This is a genomic window from Vibrio sp. 2CM40D (genome assembly GCF_023161825.1).
Taxonomy (GTDB): domain Bacteria; phylum Pseudomonadota; class Gammaproteobacteria; order Enterobacterales; family Vibrionaceae; genus Vibrio; species Vibrio alginolyticus.
Window position 1 is genome coordinate 657,555 of the sequence record NZ_JALNTL010000001.1, and the last position, 19,734, is coordinate 677,288.

The window sequence follows — 19,734 nt, forward strand, 5'->3', positions numbered from 1 at the left end:
TGGCGCGTCCTGGAGGATTCGAACCTCCGACCGCCTGGTTCGTAGCCAGGTACTCTATCCAGCTGAGCTAAGGACGCACTTTTTGTTGATAAATCAACGTTGCAAGAATGGCGGTGAAGGAGGGATTCGAACCCTCGATACGGGATAAACCGTATACTCCCTTAGCAGGGGAGCGCCTTCAGCCTCTCGGCCACCTCACCGTCTTGCGGAGGCACATATTACGTTTTACCGAAAATATGTCAAACACTTTCTTTGAAAAAATCTACGAAACTGGCTTAACCGTTGCTGATTTAATCAAAGTGACTATTAAACGAACTTTATCACTCTATTATGATGAAAAAAAGAGAGTCTTCTCTGAAAAAAAGACATTTATTTTCAAATAACTTTCTGAAGTTCGAATCAACATTATTGATGAATTCACAGCCATACTCAACACAATAGTTTCTGCAAATTTTCAAAAACAGTAAAAACTAAAAAGGCCAACCCTTCGGTTAGCCTTTTTCATTCAAACTAAGCTCTGTAAACAGGAGCGACTTAGTAGTTACCTGAAGCAACGTTGCCATTGCCTTTTTCAGCTTGAATGCGCATGTAGATTTCTTCACGGTGAACTGAAACCTCTTTCGGAGCGTTAACGCCGATACGCACTTGGTTACCTTTAACACCTAGTACAGTTACAGTCACTTCATCACCAATCATCAGTGTTTCGCCTACGCGGCGAGTCAAAATTAGCATTCTTTGCTCCTTGAGTAATCTCTAAATTTTCTTGCTACAAAGCTATTATCCAACAAAAGTTATATTTTCGTAAACTACCTTGTTAGCGAAAATCAGCCTAAAAAGGCATGTTTTTGTTGAATGTTTAATGCTTCACTAGACGTAATGTAAGCATCATGCAGAATGTTTGCTGCTGTATCCACACATTCGGGTGCTAAAACTAGCATCATAGTGAGTGCATTCGTTGCGCTGAAATTGATCTCAATATCTCGCTTTGCCAACAAATCGCATGCGTGCTCTACCATTCCATTGGCCTCAAGCCCCACTGCGGTCAACAGGCTTACCACTTCACTATTACGGATTTTGTCGCTGAACACCAGATCGAACTTGGCACATGCATCTTGTTTTATCATGATACCTGCCCGTTCTGTTTCCTCGATCACATTCCAAATGTCGATACCCAACATCTGACATTGTTTTGTAGCACTAGATAAATGTTCTTTATCGACTTCGATTATGGCAAGGTCACGTTGAATGGCTATACCAGAGACGGCTTGATTGCCTAACTCCCCCTTTACCAGACTGCCTTCATTAACATCAAATGTCGAAAGCACGCGCAGTGGCACATTATTCTTCCATGCAAATTGCACTGAAGGTAAATGTAATACTTTCGCGCCTCGGCTTGCCATCGCTTCCATGGAAGGAAAATCGATAACCGCCAATTTTCGCGCGTTTTTCACTACACGTGGGTCACAAGTATAAATACCATCAACGTCGGTAAAGATTTGACACTCATCAGCGCGCAATGCGCCTGCCAGTGCCACTGCGCTCGTATCTGAGCCACCTCGACCTAATGTGGTGATATCCCCGTTCTCATTCACACCTTGAAAGCCTGCAACAATCACGATTTGGTCTTGCTCAAGCAATCCCAGAATTGTCTTAGTATCAATGTGTTTAATCGTTGCGTCATTGTGTTGATTATCCGTCACAATATTCGCCTGTGCTCCGGTAAGCGAGCGTGCAGCATGACCCAACTTATTGAGTGTCATTGCTAACAGTGCCATTGACACTTGCTCACCAGCAGAGAGCAAAACATCAAGTTCTCGAGCTGTAGGCACGCTATCTATCTGTTTAGCGAGGTCCATCAGTCTGTTTGTTTCGCCTGACATTGCAGACACGACAACAACAACTTGATTGCCATCATTTTTCGCCTTAATGATGTGTTCAGCAACTTGGTGGATTCTTTCAATTGAACCCACGGAGGTTCCGCCAAACTTTTGCACGATAAGGGGCTTTTTCACCAGTCTTCACCTTCCCAAGACCGAAGTCTCTTTAGAACTGCTTACATCGTCAGTATTTCCTTTTAGAAAAATTATATAAGCAGTAGTTACAACAAAAACCAAATAGCCTAAATGACTCGGTTAACTTTTGGTCAATTAAACCACTTGGCTGCTAAAAAAAATTACGCTCAATCAAAGAAACTTGATTGAGCGTAATTTTAGTAGTTAAGAGCTTATAAGCGCTCTTCTAACCAAGGCTGAACTGTTTTAATTGCCTCTGGTAGTGCTGCTACATCAGTACCACCAGCTTGAGCCATGTCAGGACGACCACCGCCCTTACCACCGACTTGCTCAGCAATCATCTTAACTAGATCTCCGGCTTTTACTTTACCAGTTAGATCTTTAGTCACACCAGCAATCAAGCCAACCTTGTCACCTGTTACGTTGGCAAGCAGTACGATACCAGACCCCATTTGGTTCTTGATGTCATCAACCATAGTACGTAGGTTCTTGCTGTCAGCGCCTTCAAGAGCTGCGACTAGAACTTTTGTACCATTGACTTCAACCGCTTTGCCCATGATGTTAGCGCTTTCTGCTGCCGCCATCTTATCTTTTAGCTTCTGCACTTCTTTCTCTAGCGCTTTTGCTTTCTGTGCAGATTCTGCCAGTTTCTCTTCGTACTTCGCGTTTTGAGCTTCAATCGCATCTAATGCAGCCTCGCCTGTTACCGCCTCAATACGTCGAATACCTGCAGCAATGCCGCTTTCTGAAGTGATTTTGAATAGGCCAATATCACCTGTGCTTGATGCGTGAATACCACCGCAAAGCTCTGTCGAGAAGTCACCCATAGACAGTACGCGTACTTCGTCATCGTACTTCTCGCCGAATAGAGCCATTGCGCCTTTCTTCTTAGCTGACTCAATGTCCATCACGTTGGTTTCAATCGTGTGGTTGCGACGAATTTGCGCGTTAACTAGACGCTCAACTTCTTTCAGTTCTGCTGCAGTTACGGCTTCTAGATGCGAGAAGTCGAAACGTAGGTTGTCTGCCTTCACCAATGAGCCTTTCTGCGTTACGTGCTCACCTAAAACTTGGCGTAGTGCTGCGTGTAGCAAGTGCGTTGCTGAGTGGTTTAGAGAGATAGCTGCGCGACGCTCTGCGTCAACGATAGTTGCTACTTCATCACCTTTCGCTAGAACGCCTTCTGCCATTACACCGTGGTGCGCGATTGCGTTACCTAGTTTTTGAGTGTCCTCAACGTGGAATACACCAGACTCAGTACGGATTTCACCAGCGTCACCACACTGACCGCCTGACTCTGCGTAGAATGGCGTTTCACCAAGTACGATGATTGCTTTGTCGCCCGCAGATAGTGAATCTACTTCGTTGCCTTCAACGAACATCGCAGCTACAGAGCTAGAGCCTTTAGTAGCTGTGTAACCACAGAATTCTGTTTGCGTATCAACTTTGATTGCTGCGTTGTAGTCAGTACCAAAGTTACCCGCTTCACGCGCACGTTGACGCTGCTCTTCCATCGCTTTCTCGAAACCTTCTTCGTCGATTGCGAATTCACGCTCACGTGCTACGTCGTTAGTTAAGTCAGCTGGGAAGCCGTAAGTATCGTAAAGTTTAAATACGGTTTCGCCGTCCAGTACTTTACCGTCTAGGTTATCTAGTGCTTCGTTTAGAATCGCCATACCGCGCTCAAGTGTACGACCAAAGTTTTCTTCTTCGATACGCAGTACTTTTTCAACCACAGCTTGTTGACGCTTCAGCTCTTCACCAGCCGTACCCATGATGTCAGCTAGAACGCCAACCAACTTGTGGAAGAATGCACCTTGTGCGCCCAGCTTGTTACCGTGACGAACTGCACGACGGATGATACGGCGTAATACGTAACCACGACCTTCGTTTGAAGGCATAACGCCATCCACGATCAGGAATGAACATGAACGGATGTGGTCAGCGATAACGCGTAGTGATTGGTTTGATAGGTCTTCGTAACCGATCACTTCTGCTGCTGCTTTGATAAGAGCTTGGAACACATCGATTTCGTAGTTTGAGTGAACGCCCTGCATGATTGCAGAGATACGCTCGATACCCATACCAGTATCTACCGATGGTTTTGGTAGCGGTTCCATAGTGCCGTCTGCGTGACGGTTGAACTGCATGAATACGTTGTTCCAGATCTCGATGAAACGGTCACCATCTTCTTCAGGCGTGCCAGGACGGCCACCCCAGATGTGCTCACCGTGATCGTAGAAGATTTCAGTACATGGACCACAAGGGCCAGTGTCGCCCATTTGCCAGAAGTTATCAGACTCATACGGCTTGCCGCCTTCTTTATCACCAATGCGAACAATACGATCAGCGGGCACGCCAACTTTCTTGTTCCAGATGTCAAACGCTTCGTCATCGGTTTCGTAAACAGTTACCAATAAACGATCCGCTGGCAGTTTAAGAACTTCGGTTAGGAATTCCCAAGCAAAGGAGATCGCATCTTCTTTGAAGTAATCGCCAAAGCTGAAGTTGCCTAACATTTCAAAGAATGTGTGGTGACGAGCAGTGAAGCCAACATTTTCTAGGTCGTTATGTTTACCACCTGCACGTACGCAACGCTGAGCCGTAGTCGCTCGAGTGTAGGCTCGTTTTTCTAAGCCTAAGAAACAATCTTTAAATTGGTTCATACCTGCGTTTGTGAACAGCAGGGTTGGGTCGTTATGTGGAACTAACGATGAACTTTCTACGATTTGGTGTCCTTTGCTCTCAAAGAACTTGAGGAACGCGTTACGAACCTCATCAGTGCTCATGTACATGCAGCTCTTCCTGAAAATAGTCGAGTTAGAATTTTGCCGTATTGTAGATCATGCAAACAGCTGAGACTAGTTTTCTTGAGGAAAAGAGGGAGTAGGAGAAAAAATTTGAAGCAAAACAAAAATCAGTGCGAACGACTGACCGTTAATCTTCGTCCTCAAAGCTCAGCGCGTAGCTGATTTGGTCAAAACTGTAGCCACGATATTGCAGAAAACGAACTTGTTTTGCGTACTCTTTTTGGTCTTTGGCTTTAATACCTTTGAATTTCTTTTCTGCCGCCTGTTTAGCCAGTTCAAACCAATCTTGCGGCTCTTCAGCCATAGCTTGCTCAATCACCGATTCCGCAACACGCTTCTGGTTTAACTCTTGACGAATTCGACGCTCTCCATGTCCTTTGTATACATGCTGTCTAATTTGACTCTTCGCGTAACGTAAATCATCTAAATAGTTATGGTCTAGGCAAAAATTAATTGCGATGTCGATGTCTGATTCTTCATAGCCCTTCATCGATAATTTTTGGTAAAGCTCATACTGACCATGATCGCGACGGCTAAGCAATTGGATAGCTGCCTCTTTGCTCGATAATGTTGGCGCCTGGCGTTTTTGGTACATGATGATCCTAAAAGTATTTTTGCTGTACAGGCTCTCAATGGCCTTTATGATAATTCGATTTTTGATTTCAATAGATACAACAAAGCCCCGCATTGCAGGGCTTTGTCATTTATTAATCTATGAGAGATTAAAACTCTTCAGCTTGCTCTGGCGCTTCACCAGCTTCAGGCGCTTCCGCAAGTGCTGGCGCTAGCAACATTTCACGCAGTTTTGTATCGATAGTTTTAGCCACTTCAGGATGCTCACGCAGGTAGTTACACGCATTCGCTTTACCTTGACCAATCTTATCGCCATTGTAGCTATACCAAGCACCGGCTTTTTCAACTAACTTGTGCTTCACACCTAGATCGACAAGTTCACCTTCGCGGTTAAAGCCTTGGCCGTACATGATTTGTGTGTTTGCTTCTTTAAATGGTGCTGCAATCTTATTCTTAACAACTTTGATGCGCGTTTCGTTACCTACGACTTCGTCACCTTCTTTGATTGCGCCAGTACGACGGATATCTAGACGAACAGAAGCGTAGAACTTAAGTGCGTTACCACCTGTTGTTGTTTCTGGGTTACCAAACATCACACCAATCTTCATACGGATTTGGTTGATGAAGATACACATACAGTTAGACTGCTTTAGGTTACCCGTTAGCTTACGCATTGCTTGAGAAAGCATACGTGCTTGCAGACCCATGTGGCTATCGCCCATTTCGCCTTCGATTTCTGCTTTCGGTGTTAGCGCTGCAACAGAGTCGACAACCATAACATCGATAGCACCAGAACGTGCAAGTGCGTCACAGATCTCTAGCGCTTGCTCACCTGTGTCTGGCTGAGAAACCAGCAATGCATCGATATCTACGCCAAGTTTCTTCGCGTATACAGGATCTAGAGCGTGCTCTGCATCGATAAACGCACACGTTTTGCCTTCACGTTGCGCAGCAGCAATAAGCTCAAGGGTTAATGTTGTTTTACCTGAAGATTCTGGGCCGTAGATTTCTACGATACGACCCATTGGTAGACCACCAGCACCCAAAGCGATATCAAGAGAAAGAGAACCCGTTGAGATGGTTTCTACGTCCATTGCGCGGTTATCACCAAGGCGCATGATAGAGCCTTTACCGAATTGCTTTTCAATTTGACCTAGCGCAGCGGCGAGCGCTTTCTGTTTGTTCTCGTCCATTACTTTCTCCGATTTATTCATCTTCTTTGGGCGACGAATAGTAATTCATTTTTCTTAAGCAGAAGAACTGCTCAGCAATGAAAGTTATTATACTGTTGATTCATACAGTGTCCATACCTGTATGAAAAAAATTTGGCTGACCTAAAGTCGTGATTTGCTCTAGCCCTTATCAATGCTGGGCTAAAACAATTTAAGAAATTCTAGAGTAGATGTTGATACAATTGAGTCAGCGCATGCTCGACCGCTTTTTTGCGAACTTCTGCACGGTCACCAGTAAAATGCATGGTTTCGACTTGCTGCCAACTTTGGTTATCAGCAAAAGCAAAGCAGACCATGCCGACTGGTTTCTCTTCACTGCCACCACCCGGCCCTGCAATACCACTGATGGACACACCGATGGTCGCATTGGAGTTTTTAATTGCACCCTGCACCATTTCAATCACAACTGGCTCACTCACTGCACCATGCGCTTCTAACGTTGAAGCTTGCACACCAAGCATCTCCATTTTCGCTTCATTACTGTAGGTGACAAACGCACGGTCAAGCCACGCTGAACTACCAGCAATGTCAGTAATGGCGGTTGCAACACCACCACCAGTGCATGATTCTGCGGTCGTTAAAAGATGCCCGTGTTTAGCCAATAATGCGCCTAAATCGGCACTCAATTTTGTTGTTTTTTCCATAGCCAAAATGCCCTTTGTCTCTTTTTACTTGATAGGGATTCACGTATCCTAAGCCGCTACGGAAATAAACAAAAGAACTTACCTGTGAAAGCTGAACAAAAACACACTCCGATGATGCAGCAATACCTCAAGCTAAAAGCTGAGAACCCAGAGATTTTGCTGTTCTACCGCATGGGCGATTTCTACGAACTCTTTTACGATGATGCCAAGCGAGCTTCTCAGCTTCTTGATATTTCATTGACCAAACGTGGTGCGTCTGCAGGTGAACCTATCCCAATGGCGGGTGTGCCATTTCACGCCGTAGAGGGCTACCTGGCAAAACTTGTTCAGCTTGGTGAGTCTGTGGCGATCTGTGAACAGATTGGCGATCCGGCCACCAGCAAGGGCCCAGTAGAACGTAAAGTTGTGCGTATCGTGACACCAGGTACAGTGACGGATGAGGCGCTGCTTTCTGAGCGTGTCGATAACTTAATCGCAGCAATTTACCATCACAACGGTAAGTTCGGTTATGCGACGCTGGATGTCACCTCTGGTCGCTTCCAACTGACAGAACCAGAAACTGAAGAAGCGATGACAGCCGAGCTTCAACGTACCGCACCACGTGAGCTACTGTTCCCAGAAGATTTTGAACCTGTACATTTAATGGCGAGCCGCAATGGTAACCGTCGTCGCCCAGTCTGGGAGTTTGAGCTTGATACGGCTAAGCAACAACTCAATCAACAATTTGGCACAAAAGATCTGGTTGGTTTTGGTGTAGAACATGCGTCCTTAGGGTTATGTGCTGCTGGTTGTTTGATCCAGTACGTAAAAGATACTCAACGTACGGCTTTACCTCATATTCGCTCTTTAACGTTTGATCATCAGGATCAATCCGTCATCCTTGATGCTGCTACCCGACGTAATCTGGAAATTACTCAAAATCTAGCAGGCGGAACCGATAACACGCTCGCTGCAGTACTCGACCATTGTGCAACTCCGATGGGCAGCCGAATGCTGAAGCGTTGGTTGCATCAGCCTATGCGTTGCATTGAAACGTTAAACAATCGCCTTGATGCGATTGGTGAGATTAAAGAACAAGCTCTGTTTGCCGATCTTCAACCAACGTTAAAGCAAATTGGTGATATTGAACGTATCTTAGCGCGCCTTGCATTACGCTCTGCTCGCCCTCGCGATATGGCTAGACTTCGCAATGCCATGCAACAGCTACCAGAGCTAGAATCTGTCACCGCTTCTTTGACCCATCCGTACCTAACGAAATTGGCGAAGTATGCAGCTCCGATTGACGAAGTATGTGACCTGTTAGAGCGCGCGATTAAAGAAAATCCGCCGGTTGTTATTCGTGATGGTGGCGTCATCGCTGAAGGCTACAATGCGGAGCTCGATGAATGGCGAAAATTGGCAGACGGTGCAACAGAATATCTTGAGCAGCTTGAGCGAGATGAGCGTGAACGACACGGTATCGATACGCTTAAAGTAGGCTATAACAACGTTCATGGCTTCTTTATCCAAGTGAGCCGTGGCCAGAGCCATTTGGTTCCACCGCATTATGTACGTCGCCAAACCCTCAAAAACGCTGAACGCTACATCATCCCAGAGCTTAAGGAACACGAAGACAAAGTACTTAACTCGAAATCTAAAGCGTTAGCACTTGAGAAACAGTTGTGGGAAGAACTGTTTGATCTATTGATGCCAAACCTTGAGAAGCTGCAAAACCTAGCTTCTGCTCTGTCTCAACTGGATGTATTACAAAACCTAGCAGAGCGTGCAGATTCGTTAGATTACTGCCGCCCAACGCTTGTGAAAGACGCAGGAATTCACATTCAAGCTGGTCGTCATCCAGTCGTAGAACAAGTAACAACAGAGCCGTTCATCGCGAACCCAATTGAGCTGAACCCAGCCCGTAAGATGTTGATCATTACCGGTCCAAACATGGGTGGTAAATCAACCTACATGCGTCAAACTGCGCTGATTGCATTGATGGCACATATCGGCTCTTATGTACCGGCAGAATCCGCACAGATTGGTTCTTTAGATCGTATATTTACTCGTATTGGTGCGTCAGATGATCTTGCATCTGGCCGCTCGACCTTCATGGTAGAAATGACCGAAACAGCCAATATTCTTCACAACGCAACTAAGAATAGTTTGGTGCTAATGGATGAAATCGGACGCGGTACTAGTACTTACGACGGTCTGTCTTTAGCTTGGGCAAGTGCGGAATGGCTCGCAACACAAATTGGTGCGATGACCCTATTTGCAACCCACTACTTCGAATTAACAGAGTTACCAAGCCAGCTGCCAAACTTAGCGAACGTTCACTTGGATGCCGTAGAACATGGAGATAGCATTGCCTTTATGCACGCAGTTCAAGAAGGTGCGGCAAGTAAGTCTTACGGTCTGGCTGTTGCGGGCTTAGCAGGCGTACCAAAAACGGTCATCAAAAATGCGCGTAACAAGCTATCTCAGCTAGAGCTACTGGGGCAAAACAGTGACACACCACGTCCAAGTGCAGTAGATGTGGCTAACCAGTTGAGCCTGATTCCAGAGCCTAGCGAGGTCGAACAAGCTCTGTCAGGTATTGACCCTGACGACTTAACGCCACGCCAAGCTCTTGAAGAGCTGTATCGCTTGAAGAAGATGCTGTAAACAGACTCACACCGACGAGCAAAAAAGAAAAAAGGCTATGGGGAACCATAGCCTTTTGTGTATCTAGTGAAATACGGATTATTTAATCGTCTTCTACGTTAAACAAGTTTTCCATATTCAAACCTTGTTTGATTAGGACTTCACGAAGACGACGTAAACCTTCCACTTGTATTTGACGTACTCGCTCACGTGTCAGACCAATCTCTCGACCAACTTCTTCCAGCGTCGAAGGCTCATAGCCTAGTAGGCCGAAGCGTCGTGCAAGCACTTCTTTCTGTTTCGGATTCAACTCTTCTAACCAATGAATCAACGATGATTTGATGTCGTCATCTTGAGTCGAAACTTCTGGATCAGAGTTGTTTGCATCAGGAATAATATCCAGCAGCGCTTTCTCACCGTCACCACCGATTGGCGTGTCGACAGAGCTAATACGCTCATTAAGGCGTAACATTTTGCTTACGTCTTCGACTGGAATATCTAATTGAGCAGCAATTTCTTCTGCGGTCGGTTCGTGATCGAGCTTTTGAGAAAGTTCACGCGCAGTACGCAGATAAATGTTCAGCTCTTTCACTACATGGATAGGTAGACGGATCGTGCGAGTTTGGTTCATCAACGCTCGCTCTATCGTTTGTCGGATCCACCACGTTGCGTAAGTAGAGAAACGGAAACCACGTTCTGGGTCGAATTTTTCGACCGCTCGGATCAAGCCGAGGTTACCTTCTTCAATCAGATCAAGTAGTGCTAGACCACGGTTACTGTATCGACGAGAAATCTTAACAACCAAACGTAGGTTACTTTCGATCATACGTTTGCGTGCCGCTTCGTCGCCACGTAGGGCGCGTCTTGCGTAAAGCACTTCTTCTTCGGCAGTAAGTAAAGGTGAGAAGCCAATTTCGCCCAAATACAACTGAGTTGCATCTAAGCTTTTACTGCTCGCGTCAAATTCTTCACGCGCAGTCGCTTTGCTTTCTGTGGATGATGATCTTTCGAGTTCGTTATCAATGGTCTTCACTGACGCATTGTCAAATGCAAACTCTTCAACTTTGGTTACTGTGTTGCTGATACTCATAACGCCTCCCCCTGGCGAGTTAGCAAGACATGACAACTCAATATGTCGCTAAATGATGTCGCAAGTTGTTTTTCAAAGTTTTAAGGCAAATAGCGTTTTGGATTCACTGATTTACCTTGATAGCGAATTTCAAAGTGTAGTTTGACCGACTTTGCACCTGAACTACCCATGGTGGCGATTTTTTGTCCGCTTTTTACGCTTTGTCCTTCTGTGACCAGCAGTTTGTCATTATGTGCGTATGCGCTTAAATAATTGTCGTTATGCTTTACTATAATTAAGTTGCCATAACCTCGTAGCGCATTGCCTGAATAAACGACTGTGCCGGCTGCGGTTGAAACGATAGGTTGACCACGCTGTCCTGCGATGTCGATACCTTTATTTCCCTGTTCTCCCGCCGAAAAGTTCTTGATTACTCTCCCTTTTGTTGGCCACAACCACTTTGAGACTTTATCACTCTTTGCTGTGGTAGTTGGCGCTTTTTGCTTCACTTTTTGGTTATCTTTTGAACCAACATACTCCTTTGTTTTCGATTGTTCAACCTTCTTTGGAGGCTGTTTTTGTACGACTTTAGGCTTAGTCTCTGTAGGTTTTTGACTAGAGTTTTTACTCGAAGGTTTAGGTTTAGAGGCTGTTGATGTTTTCGTCACTGGAGCTGGGGGTGTCGTAACAACAGGAGCCACAACGGGTTCAACTTTTTGACCATATTTAGGGGCGACATATTTCGGAGCCCAAAGTTTTAGCCTCTGTCCTGGGTAGATAGTGTAAGGCTGAGTTAACTCATTGTAACGAACAAGATCATTTACATCTTTATCTGTGACATAAGCTATGAAGTAAAGTGTATCGCCTTTTTTTACCTCATAATAACTCCCTCTGTAACTCCCTCTTTCAAGGCTTGAATAGTCTTTTTTTAGGCTAGAGACAGGTGCAGGGGAATGCGCTGCACAACCAACTAGTCCTGCAGCAAACACAAAGCTAATACCAATATGACGTAGTAACTTATTCACCTATCCCTAACCCTTAAGCTAAATCACCCGCAACCAGAGGTACGAACCGAACCATTTCTACAACGGTAGAGAGATATTCGTCTCCCTTACGCTCTATTTTTAATAACTGTTGTTCCGTATCTCCAACAGGAATGACCATTTTGCCGCCATCTCTTAATTGTGAGAGAAGAGCTTGGGGAATCACTTCAGCGGCAGCGGTAACAATAATAGCATCGAAAGGACCTCTCGCTTCCCAGCCCTGCCACCCATCAGCATGCTTAGTTGAAACATTGTAAATATCCAATTGCTTCAGGCGACGCTTTGCTTCCCATTGCAACGATTTAATTCGCTCAACGGAGTATACATGATCAACAATTTGCGCCAGTACCGCGGTTTGATAACCCGATCCCGTTCCGATTTCCAGAACACGACTCGCCGGCTCTAGCTCAAGCAACTCGGTCATACGCGCAACGATATAAGGCTGAGAAATAGTTTGTCCCTGACCAATTGGTAACGCATTGTTATCATAGGCTTGGTGCATCATCGCTTGAGAAACAAAGCTTTCTCGTGGCAAGCGTTGGATAGCATCCAGAACTCTTTGGTCTTTGATGCCACTGGAGATAAGAAACGCTATCAACCTGTCAGCATGTGGGTTACTCATTACTTCTCTTCCTTTAACCAACTATCCATAGCACGCAGCGACTCGTGAGCGGTGAGATCAACTTGCAGAGGCGTCATTGAAACTCGGCCATGCTCAATTGCATAAAAGTCCGTGCCCTCTCCTGCATCTTGCTCCTTTCCTGGTGGCCCTAACCAATAAATGTCATGGCCTCTCGGATCTTTCTGCTTGATCATATTCTCTGCGTGATGACGTGCACCTAAACGCGTAACTTCAATTTCACCTAAATTCTCTGATGGTAAGTCAGGCACGTTTACGTTCAGTAGACGATTCGTTGGAATCGGCGACGCTAAATGCTGTTGTACAATTTGACGTGCAATTTTAGCGGCGGATTCGAAATGTCGCTTACCCACTAGAGAAAAAGCCACCGACTGAACGCCAAGGAAATGACCTTCCATGGCTGCTGCTACTGTTCCAGAATAAAGAACATCATCACCCAAATTAGCGCCATGGTTGATTCCTGACAGAACAAGATCAGGCAAATCATCTTTCATTAGCTCATTCAGCGCGAAATGCACACAATCCGTGGGCGTGCCTTGCACTGAGTAGATATTTGGGGCAATTTCAGTCACGCGTAATGGTTGTTCTAATGTGAGTGAATTCGAAGCACCTGAACGATTTCGATCAGGTGCGACAATGGTCACTTCAGCGATATCTCTCAACTCATCAGCGAGGGCATGAATCCCTTGAGCATGAACACCATCATCATTGCTGATTAAGACTCTTAAGGGCTTCGGGTTTCGTGAATCCTGTTCCATTAGTATTCTCTTTCTACTTCAACCTCATTAACTAACTCACGAACAATAGAGGTCGCAAAAGATCCCGCATCCAGTGAGAAAGTCAGCGTAATGTTGTTACCTTCAACCGTCCAAGCTAAATCTTTTGGCTTCAGCGCAATATCGCGACGATCGTGGCGCATGCGATTACCACGAATCAACGCCATGAGGTCAGGCTCTTCGTCTAAAAACGGTTGCTCTAATGCCAGAGCCTCGGCTTGAGTAGGCAGTGCATTATCGCCAGCAAGCGCAGCGGTAATTGCCGCTTCACCTTGTGCAAATTGCACTTGCAAATCAGTGATGTTGTTTGCATCAATCAACTGAGTGCCTGAATTCGTCTGTGCAATGTCACCATCAATGAACTTATCAAACACACAATTCTCTAGACGAGCTGAAACGATGCGGTTGAAAATCCACGAACGAGCCGCTGATAAATACATGCTTCGCTTGTTTTGATTGCGGGTACGAACGTTTTCGCGTCCCCATCGACGTGCTTCTTCAAGGTTGTTGCCATCGTTACCAAAACGCTGACTACCAAAGTAGTTTGGCACGCCAACTTGTTTCACTTTTTCAAGACGTTGCTCTACATCCGCTATATCTGTCACTTCAGACAAAGTAACCACGAACTCGTTCCCTACTAGGTCACCAGGACGCAGTTTTTTATTGTGACGATCTGTTGCAAGGATTTCGATACTTGGGTATTGAGCCAAAAACGCTGAAAAATCTGGCGTTTCACCTTTTGGTAAATGGACACTTAACCACTGTTCCGTCACCGCATGACGGTCTTTAAGACCCGCCCAGCTAACGTCTTTCGACTTAACACCACAGGCTTTTGCTAACTCGTTAGCAACGAAGCTGGTGTTCTCGCCCGTTTTACGGATACGAACCATTAAGTGCTCGCCTTCGCCCGTAAAGGCAAAACCTAAATCTTCGCGAACCTGAAAATGCTCTGGCTGCGCTTTAATTTTTGCCGATGCAACTGGCTTACCCGTTAGGTAAGCCAATGAAGATAAAATGTCTGACATGATGTGTTTCCGCTGATATCACAGCTTAGAGGAGCAAATTGCTAGTTATTGCTTAAACAGAAGTACAACGGCTTCCGTTGCAATGCCTTCTTTGCGTCCAGTAAAACCGAGACGTTCTGTCGTCGTCGCTTTTACGTTAATGTTACTAATGTCGGTTTCTAGGTCTTCGGCTATCGCCGCACACATTGCGTCAATGTGTGGTGCCATTTTAGGCGCTTGTGCCATGATGGTTACATCAGCATTGCCAAGACGGTAGCCTTGCCCTTTAACTCGACGGTAAACGTCTTTCAGTAATTCACGACTGTTTGCGCCTTTCCATTTATCATCCGTATCTGGGAAATGACGACCAATATCGCCGGCAGCAATCGCGCCCAGCAGAGCATCCGTTAACGCATGCAACGCTACATCGCCATCTGAGTGTGCAATCAAACCTTGCTCATAAGGGATTGCTACACCACCAATAATGACTGGGCCTTCACCACCGAATTTATGTACATCGAAACCATGACCAATTCGAATCATTTTCTATCCTTTCTTTATTCGCCGCGCTCACGGCTTAGATAAAACTCGGCTAACGCAAGGTCTTCTGGCTGAGTGATTTTTATATTGTTCGCATTCCCTTGAACTAAGGCTGGCTTCTCGCCTAACCACTCCAAAGCCGAGGCTTCATCAGTAATAGTTACACCCTGTTCTAATGCGTCAGCCAGTGCTTGAGTAAGCTGCTGAGTTTTAAACATTTGTGGAGTCAGTGCATGCCACAATGCTTCTCTATCTACCGTATGATCGATATCTTGCACTGCGTTTGCTCGCTTCATTGTATCTCTCACAGGAGATGCGAGAATGCCACCCGTTGAGTGGGCGCAGCAAACATCAATCAAACGGTCAATGTCGGATGTTAATACACATGGCCTTGCAGCGTCGTGAACTAATACCCACTCGCTTTCCAGATGCTCATTGACATAGTTTAGCCCTGATAACACAGAGTCTGCTCTTTCTTTACCACCAGCTACACGAATCACATCTGGGTGCTTAGCAACGGACAATTCTGGGTAATATGGGTCGCCGTCAGTAACGGCAACGACAACCTTAGAAATATTTGGGTGAGAAAGCAGTTTCTCTACGGTATGTTCCAGTACCGCTTTACCTTCGATCAATAAATATTGCTTAGGGCGATCTGCCTTCATTCTGCTACCCACACCAGCAGCAGGCACAATTGCGATATGCGATGAGTTCATATCCAACATTTTAATGGTTTTCCTCACCTATAATGCGGTAAAAAGTCTCGCCATCTTTAACTAAACCGAGCTCATGACGCGCACGTTCTTCAATCGCATCAAGACCTTGCCTTAAGTCATCAATCTCAGCGAACATTTCATTGTTGCGAGCTTGTAGCTTGCTGTTCACTTGTTGCTGAACTTCAATTTCATCTTTTACTGTGTAGTAGTCAGACACTCCGTTTTTACCAAACCATAGAGTGTATTGAAGCAAGCCAAACAGTAGCGTAAGGGCTATAACAAAGATTCGCATATCGCTGCTAACATTCTGTACCGGAAGGAATTAGATAAGGTGACATATATAGCATAAATGCGAGGTTGCCTCTAGGGGAGAAAGGGAGACTCACACGCTCCTTACAAGAAATAAGCAGCAAAATGAAACAAGCTCATAGGAAGCGCTCCTTACCCATGACCAAAGTAAGAGCCAAAAATACAAACTTATAAATACAAAAAAACCGCCGTAGCGATGGTTTCAAAAAGCTATTTAGCGAAACTTTACTCAATAAGAATTAAGCTTGACCTTTAACTTCTTTAAGACCGCTTCCTTGAAACATGGAGGAGCGCGCTCACTTAGCGCTTCCGTCATATAAAAAACGCCCCACAAGTGCGAGGCGTTTTCAAAAGCTTTAAGTTAAGCGGTTAATTCAATTAAGAATTAAGCCTGACCTTTAACTTCTTTGAGACCGCTTCCTTGAAACATGGAGGAGCGCGCTCACTTAGAGCTTCCGTCATATAAAAAACGCCCCGCAAGTGCGAGGCGTTTTCAAAAGCTTTAAGTTAAGCTGTTAATTCAATTAAGAATTAAGCTTGACCTTTAACTTCTTTAAGACCGTTGAAAGGAGCGCGCTCACCTAGAGCTTCCTCGATACGGATTAGCTGGTTGTACTTAGCAACACGGTCAGAACGGCTCATAGAACCAGTTTTGATTTGACCTGCAGCTGTACCTACCGCTAGGTCAGCGATAGTTGCATCTTCAGTTTCGCCAGAACGGTGAGAGATTACTGCTGTGTAACCTGCGTCTTTAGCCATCTTGATTGCAGCTAGAGTCTCAGTTAGAGAACCGATTTGGTTGAACTTGATAAGGATAGAGTTAGCTACGCCTTTCTCGATACCTTCAGCAAGGATCTTAGTGTTAGTAACGAATAGATCGTCACCTACTAGTTGAAGCTTGTCACCTAGTAGTTCAGTTTGGTGCTTGAAGCCATCCCAGTCAGACTCGTCTAGACCGTCTTCGATAGAAACGATTGGGAATTGGTTAGCTAGCTCAGCTAGGTAGTGGTTGAACTCTTCAGAAGTGAAAGTTTTACCTTCGCCTTTCATGTTGTAGATGCCAGCTTCTTTGTCGAAGAACTCAGATGCAGCACAGTCCATAGCTAGAGTTACGTCTTTACCTAGTTCGTAACCAGCAGCTGCAACAGCTTCTGCGATAACTTCTAGAGCTTCAGCGTTAGATTTAAGGTTAGGAGCGAAACCACCTTCATCACCAACTGCAGTGCTGTAGCCTTTAGACTTAAGAACTTTAGCTAGGTTGTGGAATACTTCTGCACCGATACGTAGACCTTCTTTAAGAGTCTTAGCGCCAACTGGTTGGATCATGAACTCTTGGATGTCAACGTTGTTGTCTGCGTGCTCACCACCGTTGATGATGTTCATCATTGGTAGAGGCATAGAGAACTGACCTGCAGTGCCGTTTAGCTCAGCGATGTGCTCGTATAGAGGCATGCCTTTCGCAGCAGCAGCAGCTTTAGCGTTTGCTAGAGAAACAGCTAGGATAGCGTTAGCACCGAATTTAGATTTGTTTTCAGTGCCGTCTAGTTCGATCATTACTGCGTCGATTGCAGCTTGGTCTTTAGCGTCTTTGCCAACTAGAGCTTCAGCGATTGGGCCGTTTACAGCTTCAACTGCTTTAAGAACACCTTTACCTAGGAAACGTGCTTTGTCACCGTCACGTAGCTCAAGAGCTTCGCGAGAACCAGTAGATGCGCCAGATGGAGCTGCCGCCATACCTACGAAACCGCCTTCTAGGTGTACTTCAGCTTCTACAGTTGGGTTACCACGTGAGTCGATGATTTCACGACCTAGAACTTTAACGATCTTAGACATTAATGTTTCCTCTCGTTTCAAATATAAATGTCAATCTTAAAGGGCAGCAGCACAACCTTCGCCGCCGCCCGTATCCTTTTACTTCTCGAATTCGCCGCGTGCGTTTTGGCCCGCAGCCTTAACAAAACCTGCAAACAATGGATGTCCATCGCGAGGAGTCGAGGTGAATTCTGGGTGGAACTGAGCCGCTACAAACCATGGGTGAGCTGGGTTCTCAATCATTTCCACTAACTTCTTGTCCGCAGATAGACCTGATACTTTTAGGCCTGCTTTTTCGATTTGCGGACGAAGCACGTTATTCACTTCGTAACGGTGACGGTGACGTTCATGGATCGTCGCGCTACCGTACAGTTCACGAGCTTTAGTCCCTTTCTCTAGGTGACACAGCTGTGAACCAAGACGCATCGTACCGCCTAGGTCAGACTTTTCAGTACGCTCTTCTACGCTACCTGATTCGTCTACCCACTCTGTGATCAAACCTACCACAGGGTACTTAGTCTCTTTGTTAAATTCTGTTGAATGTGCACCTTCCATACCCGCAACGTTACGCGCGTATTCGATTAGTGCAACTTGCATACCCAAACAAATACCTAGGTAAGGCACGTTATTTTCACGTGCATATTGAGCCGCACGGATCTTGCCTTCAATACCACGATCGCCGAAGCCACCTGGTACTAGGATTGCGTCCAAACCTTCTAGAAGTTCAACGCCTTTTGTTTCGATATCTTGTGAGTCTACATACTTAATTGTGACGCTTAGGCGGTTTTTCAAGCCAGCGTGTTTAAGCGCTTCGTTCACAGATTTGTATGCATCTGGTAATTCAATGTATTTACCAACCATACCGATGGTTACTTCACCAGTAGGATTTGCTTCTTCGTAGATAACCTGTTCCCATTCAGAAAGGTCTGCTTCAGGAGCAGTAATACCAAAGCGAGCACACACAAGGTCATCTAGCCCTTGAGATTTAATCAACTGAGGGATCTTGTAGATAGAGTCTACATCCTTCATTGAAATTACTGCTTTTTCTGGAACATTACAGAACAGTGCGATTTTTTTACGCTCATTCGCAGGAATAACGCGATCGCTACGGCAAACTAGGATGTCTGGCTGAATACCGATAGATAGAAGTTCTTTTACAGAGTGTTGCGTCGGCTTAGTTTTCACTTCGCCCGCTGCCGCTAGGTAAGGAACAAGTGTTAGGTGCATGAACATTGCGCGCTCACGGCCTAGCTCAACAGCTAGCTGACGAATCGCTTCCATAAATGGTAGTGATTCGATATCACCAACAGTACCGCCAACTTCAACGATAGCCACATCATGGCCTTCAGAACCTGCAATAACGCGATCTTTGATTGCGTTAGTGATATGAGGGATAACTTGAATAGTTGCGCCTAGGTAGTCACCACGACGTTCTTTACGAAGTACGTCGGCATAAACACGACCTGCAGTGAAGTTGTTACGCTTGGTCATCTTGGTACGGATGAAACGCTCGTAGTGACCAAGGTCAAGGTCAGTCTCTGCGCCATCTTCTGTAACGAACACTTCACCGTGCTGAGTAGGGCTCATTGTGCCCGGGTCAACGTTGATGTAAGGGTCAAGCTTCATCATAGTCACTTTAAGACCACGAGCTTCTAGAATAGCCGCAAGAGATGCTGCTGCAATACCTTTACCTAGAGAGGATACAACCCCGCCAGTAACAAAAATGTAATTTGTCGTCATGTTTAACCTGAAATTGGTTGAATGAGGGAAATGGAGTGCTTCTGGACGGGAGATAAATATACCAGAAGCTCCTTACCGCCACAACGTGAAATCTATCACACCGTAATTTTTTATTTTTTGCTTCAAATCAAAGTGAGCAAAGACAAACCAAAGTCCGTTTTCGTGTAACCAAACAAGCTGACCTTATAT

The 19,734-nt window shown here is 45.5% G+C and carries 17 protein-coding genes and 2 tRNA genes; 1 reads left to right on the forward strand and 18 read right to left on the reverse strand.

Going from position 1 to position 19,734, the window contains the following annotated elements:
- The 8 genes from MTF70_RS03020 to pncC all read right to left on the reverse strand — a co-directional run bounded on the left by MTF70_RS03020 (position 1) and on the right by pncC (position 7,271).
- Positions 1-77 (reverse strand) — tRNA-Arg (locus MTF70_RS03020).
- A 31-nt stretch (positions 78-108) separates the two neighbouring features.
- A tRNA-Ser gene (locus tag MTF70_RS03025) sits at positions 109-200 on the reverse strand.
- Between the two features lie 334 nt (positions 201-534).
- On the reverse strand, positions 535-732 hold the full coding sequence (gene csrA, locus MTF70_RS03030; protein WP_004415691.1) for a carbon storage regulator CsrA: 198 nt from the start codon (positions 730-732) through the stop codon (positions 535-537).
- Positions 733-824: 92 nt separating this feature from the next.
- The gene (locus MTF70_RS03035) at positions 825-2,012 is read right to left on the reverse strand and encodes an aspartate kinase (protein ID WP_005383803.1); all 1,188 of its coding nucleotides are present in this window, start codon (positions 2,010-2,012) and stop codon (positions 825-827) included.
- 212 nt (positions 2,013-2,224) lie between these two features.
- Positions 2,225-4,807 (reverse strand): alanine--tRNA ligase, encoded by a 2,583-nt coding sequence (gene alaS / locus MTF70_RS03040; RefSeq protein ID WP_205461132.1) that lies wholly within the window; start codon positions 4,805-4,807, stop codon positions 2,225-2,227.
- Between the two features lie 142 nt (positions 4,808-4,949).
- Positions 4,950-5,417, reverse strand: coding sequence for a recombination regulator RecX (gene recX / locus MTF70_RS03045; protein ID WP_017633543.1), 468 nt, complete (start codon positions 5,415-5,417; stop codon positions 4,950-4,952).
- A 127-nt stretch (positions 5,418-5,544) separates the two neighbouring features.
- Positions 5,545-6,588, reverse strand: coding sequence for a recombinase RecA (gene recA / locus MTF70_RS03050; protein ID WP_005380874.1), 1,044 nt, complete (start codon positions 6,586-6,588; stop codon positions 5,545-5,547).
- Between the two features lie 200 nt (positions 6,589-6,788).
- Entirely contained in the window at positions 6,789-7,271 is a 483-nt protein-coding gene (gene pncC, locus MTF70_RS03055) for a nicotinamide-nucleotide amidase (protein ID WP_017633544.1), read from the reverse strand.
- Between the two features lie 84 nt (positions 7,272-7,355).
- Between pncC and mutS the strand changes: the two genes are divergently transcribed.
- The gene (gene mutS / locus MTF70_RS03060) at positions 7,356-9,917 is read left to right on the forward strand and encodes a DNA mismatch repair protein MutS (protein ID WP_104979687.1); all 2,562 of its coding nucleotides are present in this window, start codon (positions 7,356-7,358) and stop codon (positions 9,915-9,917) included.
- 82 nt (positions 9,918-9,999) lie between these two features.
- On the opposite strand, the gene rpoS is transcribed toward mutS, so the two are convergent.
- The 10 genes from rpoS to MTF70_RS03110 all read right to left on the reverse strand — a co-directional run bounded on the left by rpoS (position 10,000) and on the right by MTF70_RS03110 (position 19,545).
- Complete coding sequence (rpoS, locus tag MTF70_RS03065) at positions 10,000-10,986, reverse strand: RNA polymerase sigma factor RpoS (RefSeq protein ID WP_005380887.1); 987 nt, start codon at positions 10,984-10,986, stop codon at positions 10,000-10,002.
- A gap of 80 nt (positions 10,987-11,066) precedes the next feature.
- The gene (locus MTF70_RS03070) at positions 11,067-11,990 is read right to left on the reverse strand and encodes a peptidoglycan DD-metalloendopeptidase family protein (RefSeq protein ID WP_017633546.1); all 924 of its coding nucleotides are present in this window, start codon (positions 11,988-11,990) and stop codon (positions 11,067-11,069) included.
- A gap of 13 nt (positions 11,991-12,003) precedes the next feature.
- A complete protein-coding gene (locus tag MTF70_RS03075; protein WP_005380892.1) occupies positions 12,004-12,630 on the reverse strand; it encodes a protein-L-isoaspartate(D-aspartate) O-methyltransferase in 627 nt (208 codons plus the stop codon).
- Entirely contained in the window at positions 12,630-13,406 is a 777-nt protein-coding gene (gene surE, locus MTF70_RS03080; RefSeq protein WP_005380894.1) for a 5'/3'-nucleotidase SurE, read from the reverse strand. Before surE ends, MTF70_RS03075 begins: the two co-directional genes overlap by 1 nt.
- Entirely contained in the window at positions 13,406-14,449 is a 1,044-nt protein-coding gene (truD, locus tag MTF70_RS03085) for a tRNA pseudouridine(13) synthase TruD (RefSeq protein WP_017821624.1), read from the reverse strand. The genes surE and truD overlap by 1 nt, the downstream gene beginning before the upstream one ends.
- 45 nt (positions 14,450-14,494) lie before the next feature.
- Positions 14,495-14,971 carry a 2-C-methyl-D-erythritol 2,4-cyclodiphosphate synthase gene (gene ispF, locus MTF70_RS03090; protein WP_054866498.1) on the reverse strand — a complete coding sequence of 159 codons (477 nt, stop codon included), beginning with the start codon at positions 14,969-14,971 and terminating at the stop codon, positions 14,495-14,497.
- A gap of 14 nt (positions 14,972-14,985) precedes the next feature.
- Entirely contained in the window at positions 14,986-15,693 is a 708-nt protein-coding gene (ispD, locus tag MTF70_RS03095; protein WP_054701898.1) for a 2-C-methyl-D-erythritol 4-phosphate cytidylyltransferase, read from the reverse strand.
- A gap of 1 nt (position 15,694) precedes the next feature.
- On the reverse strand, positions 15,695-15,976 hold the full coding sequence (gene ftsB, locus MTF70_RS03100; protein ID WP_005380907.1) for a cell division protein FtsB: 282 nt from the start codon (positions 15,974-15,976) through the stop codon (positions 15,695-15,697).
- A gap of 548 nt (positions 15,977-16,524) precedes the next feature.
- The gene (gene eno, locus MTF70_RS03105; protein WP_005383785.1) at positions 16,525-17,826 is read right to left on the reverse strand and encodes a phosphopyruvate hydratase; all 1,302 of its coding nucleotides are present in this window, start codon (positions 17,824-17,826) and stop codon (positions 16,525-16,527) included.
- 78 nt (positions 17,827-17,904) lie between these two features.
- A complete protein-coding gene (locus MTF70_RS03110) occupies positions 17,905-19,545 on the reverse strand; it encodes a CTP synthase (RefSeq protein WP_021034029.1) in 1,641 nt (546 codons plus the stop codon).
- Positions 19,546-19,734 lie beyond the last annotated feature (189 nt).

Coding starts and splice junctions, on each gene's coding strand:
- ftsB (WP_005380907.1), bottom strand. CDS start 15,976: ATGCGAATCTTTGTTATAGCCCTTACGCTACTGTTTGGCTTGCTTCAA.
- recA (WP_005380874.1), bottom strand. CDS start 6,588: ATGGACGAGAACAAACAGAAAGCGCTCGCCGCTGCGCTAGGTCAAATT.
- MTF70_RS03110 (WP_021034029.1), bottom strand. CDS start 19,545: ATGACGACAAATTACATTTTTGTTACTGGCGGGGTTGTATCCTCTCTA.
- ispD (WP_054701898.1), bottom strand. CDS start 15,693: ATGTTGGATATGAACTCATCGCATATCGCAATTGTGCCTGCTGCTGGT.
- MTF70_RS03075 (WP_005380892.1), bottom strand. CDS start 12,630: ATGAGTAACCCACATGCTGACAGGTTGATAGCGTTTCTTATCTCCAGT.
- recX (WP_017633543.1), bottom strand. CDS start 5,417: ATGTACCAAAAACGCCAGGCGCCAACATTATCGAGCAAAGAGGCAGCT.
- ispF (WP_054866498.1), bottom strand. CDS start 14,971: ATGATTCGAATTGGTCATGGTTTCGATGTACATAAATTCGGTGGTGAA.
- pncC (WP_017633544.1), bottom strand. CDS start 7,271: ATGGAAAAAACAACAAAATTGAGTGCCGATTTAGGCGCATTATTGGCT.
- truD (WP_017821624.1), bottom strand. CDS start 14,449: ATGTCAGACATTTTATCTTCATTGGCTTACCTAACGGGTAAGCCAGTT.
- surE (WP_005380894.1), bottom strand. CDS start 13,406: ATGGAACAGGATTCACGAAACCCGAAGCCCTTAAGAGTCTTAATCAGC.
- rpoS (WP_005380887.1), bottom strand. CDS start 10,986: ATGAGTATCAGCAACACAGTAACCAAAGTTGAAGAGTTTGCATTTGAC.
- csrA (WP_004415691.1), bottom strand. CDS start 732: ATGCTAATTTTGACTCGCCGCGTAGGCGAAACACTGATGATTGGTGAT.
- eno (WP_005383785.1), bottom strand. CDS start 17,826: ATGTCTAAGATCGTTAAAGTTCTAGGTCGTGAAATCATCGACTCACGT.
- alaS (WP_205461132.1), bottom strand. CDS start 4,807: ATGTACATGAGCACTGATGAGGTTCGTAACGCGTTCCTCAAGTTCTTT.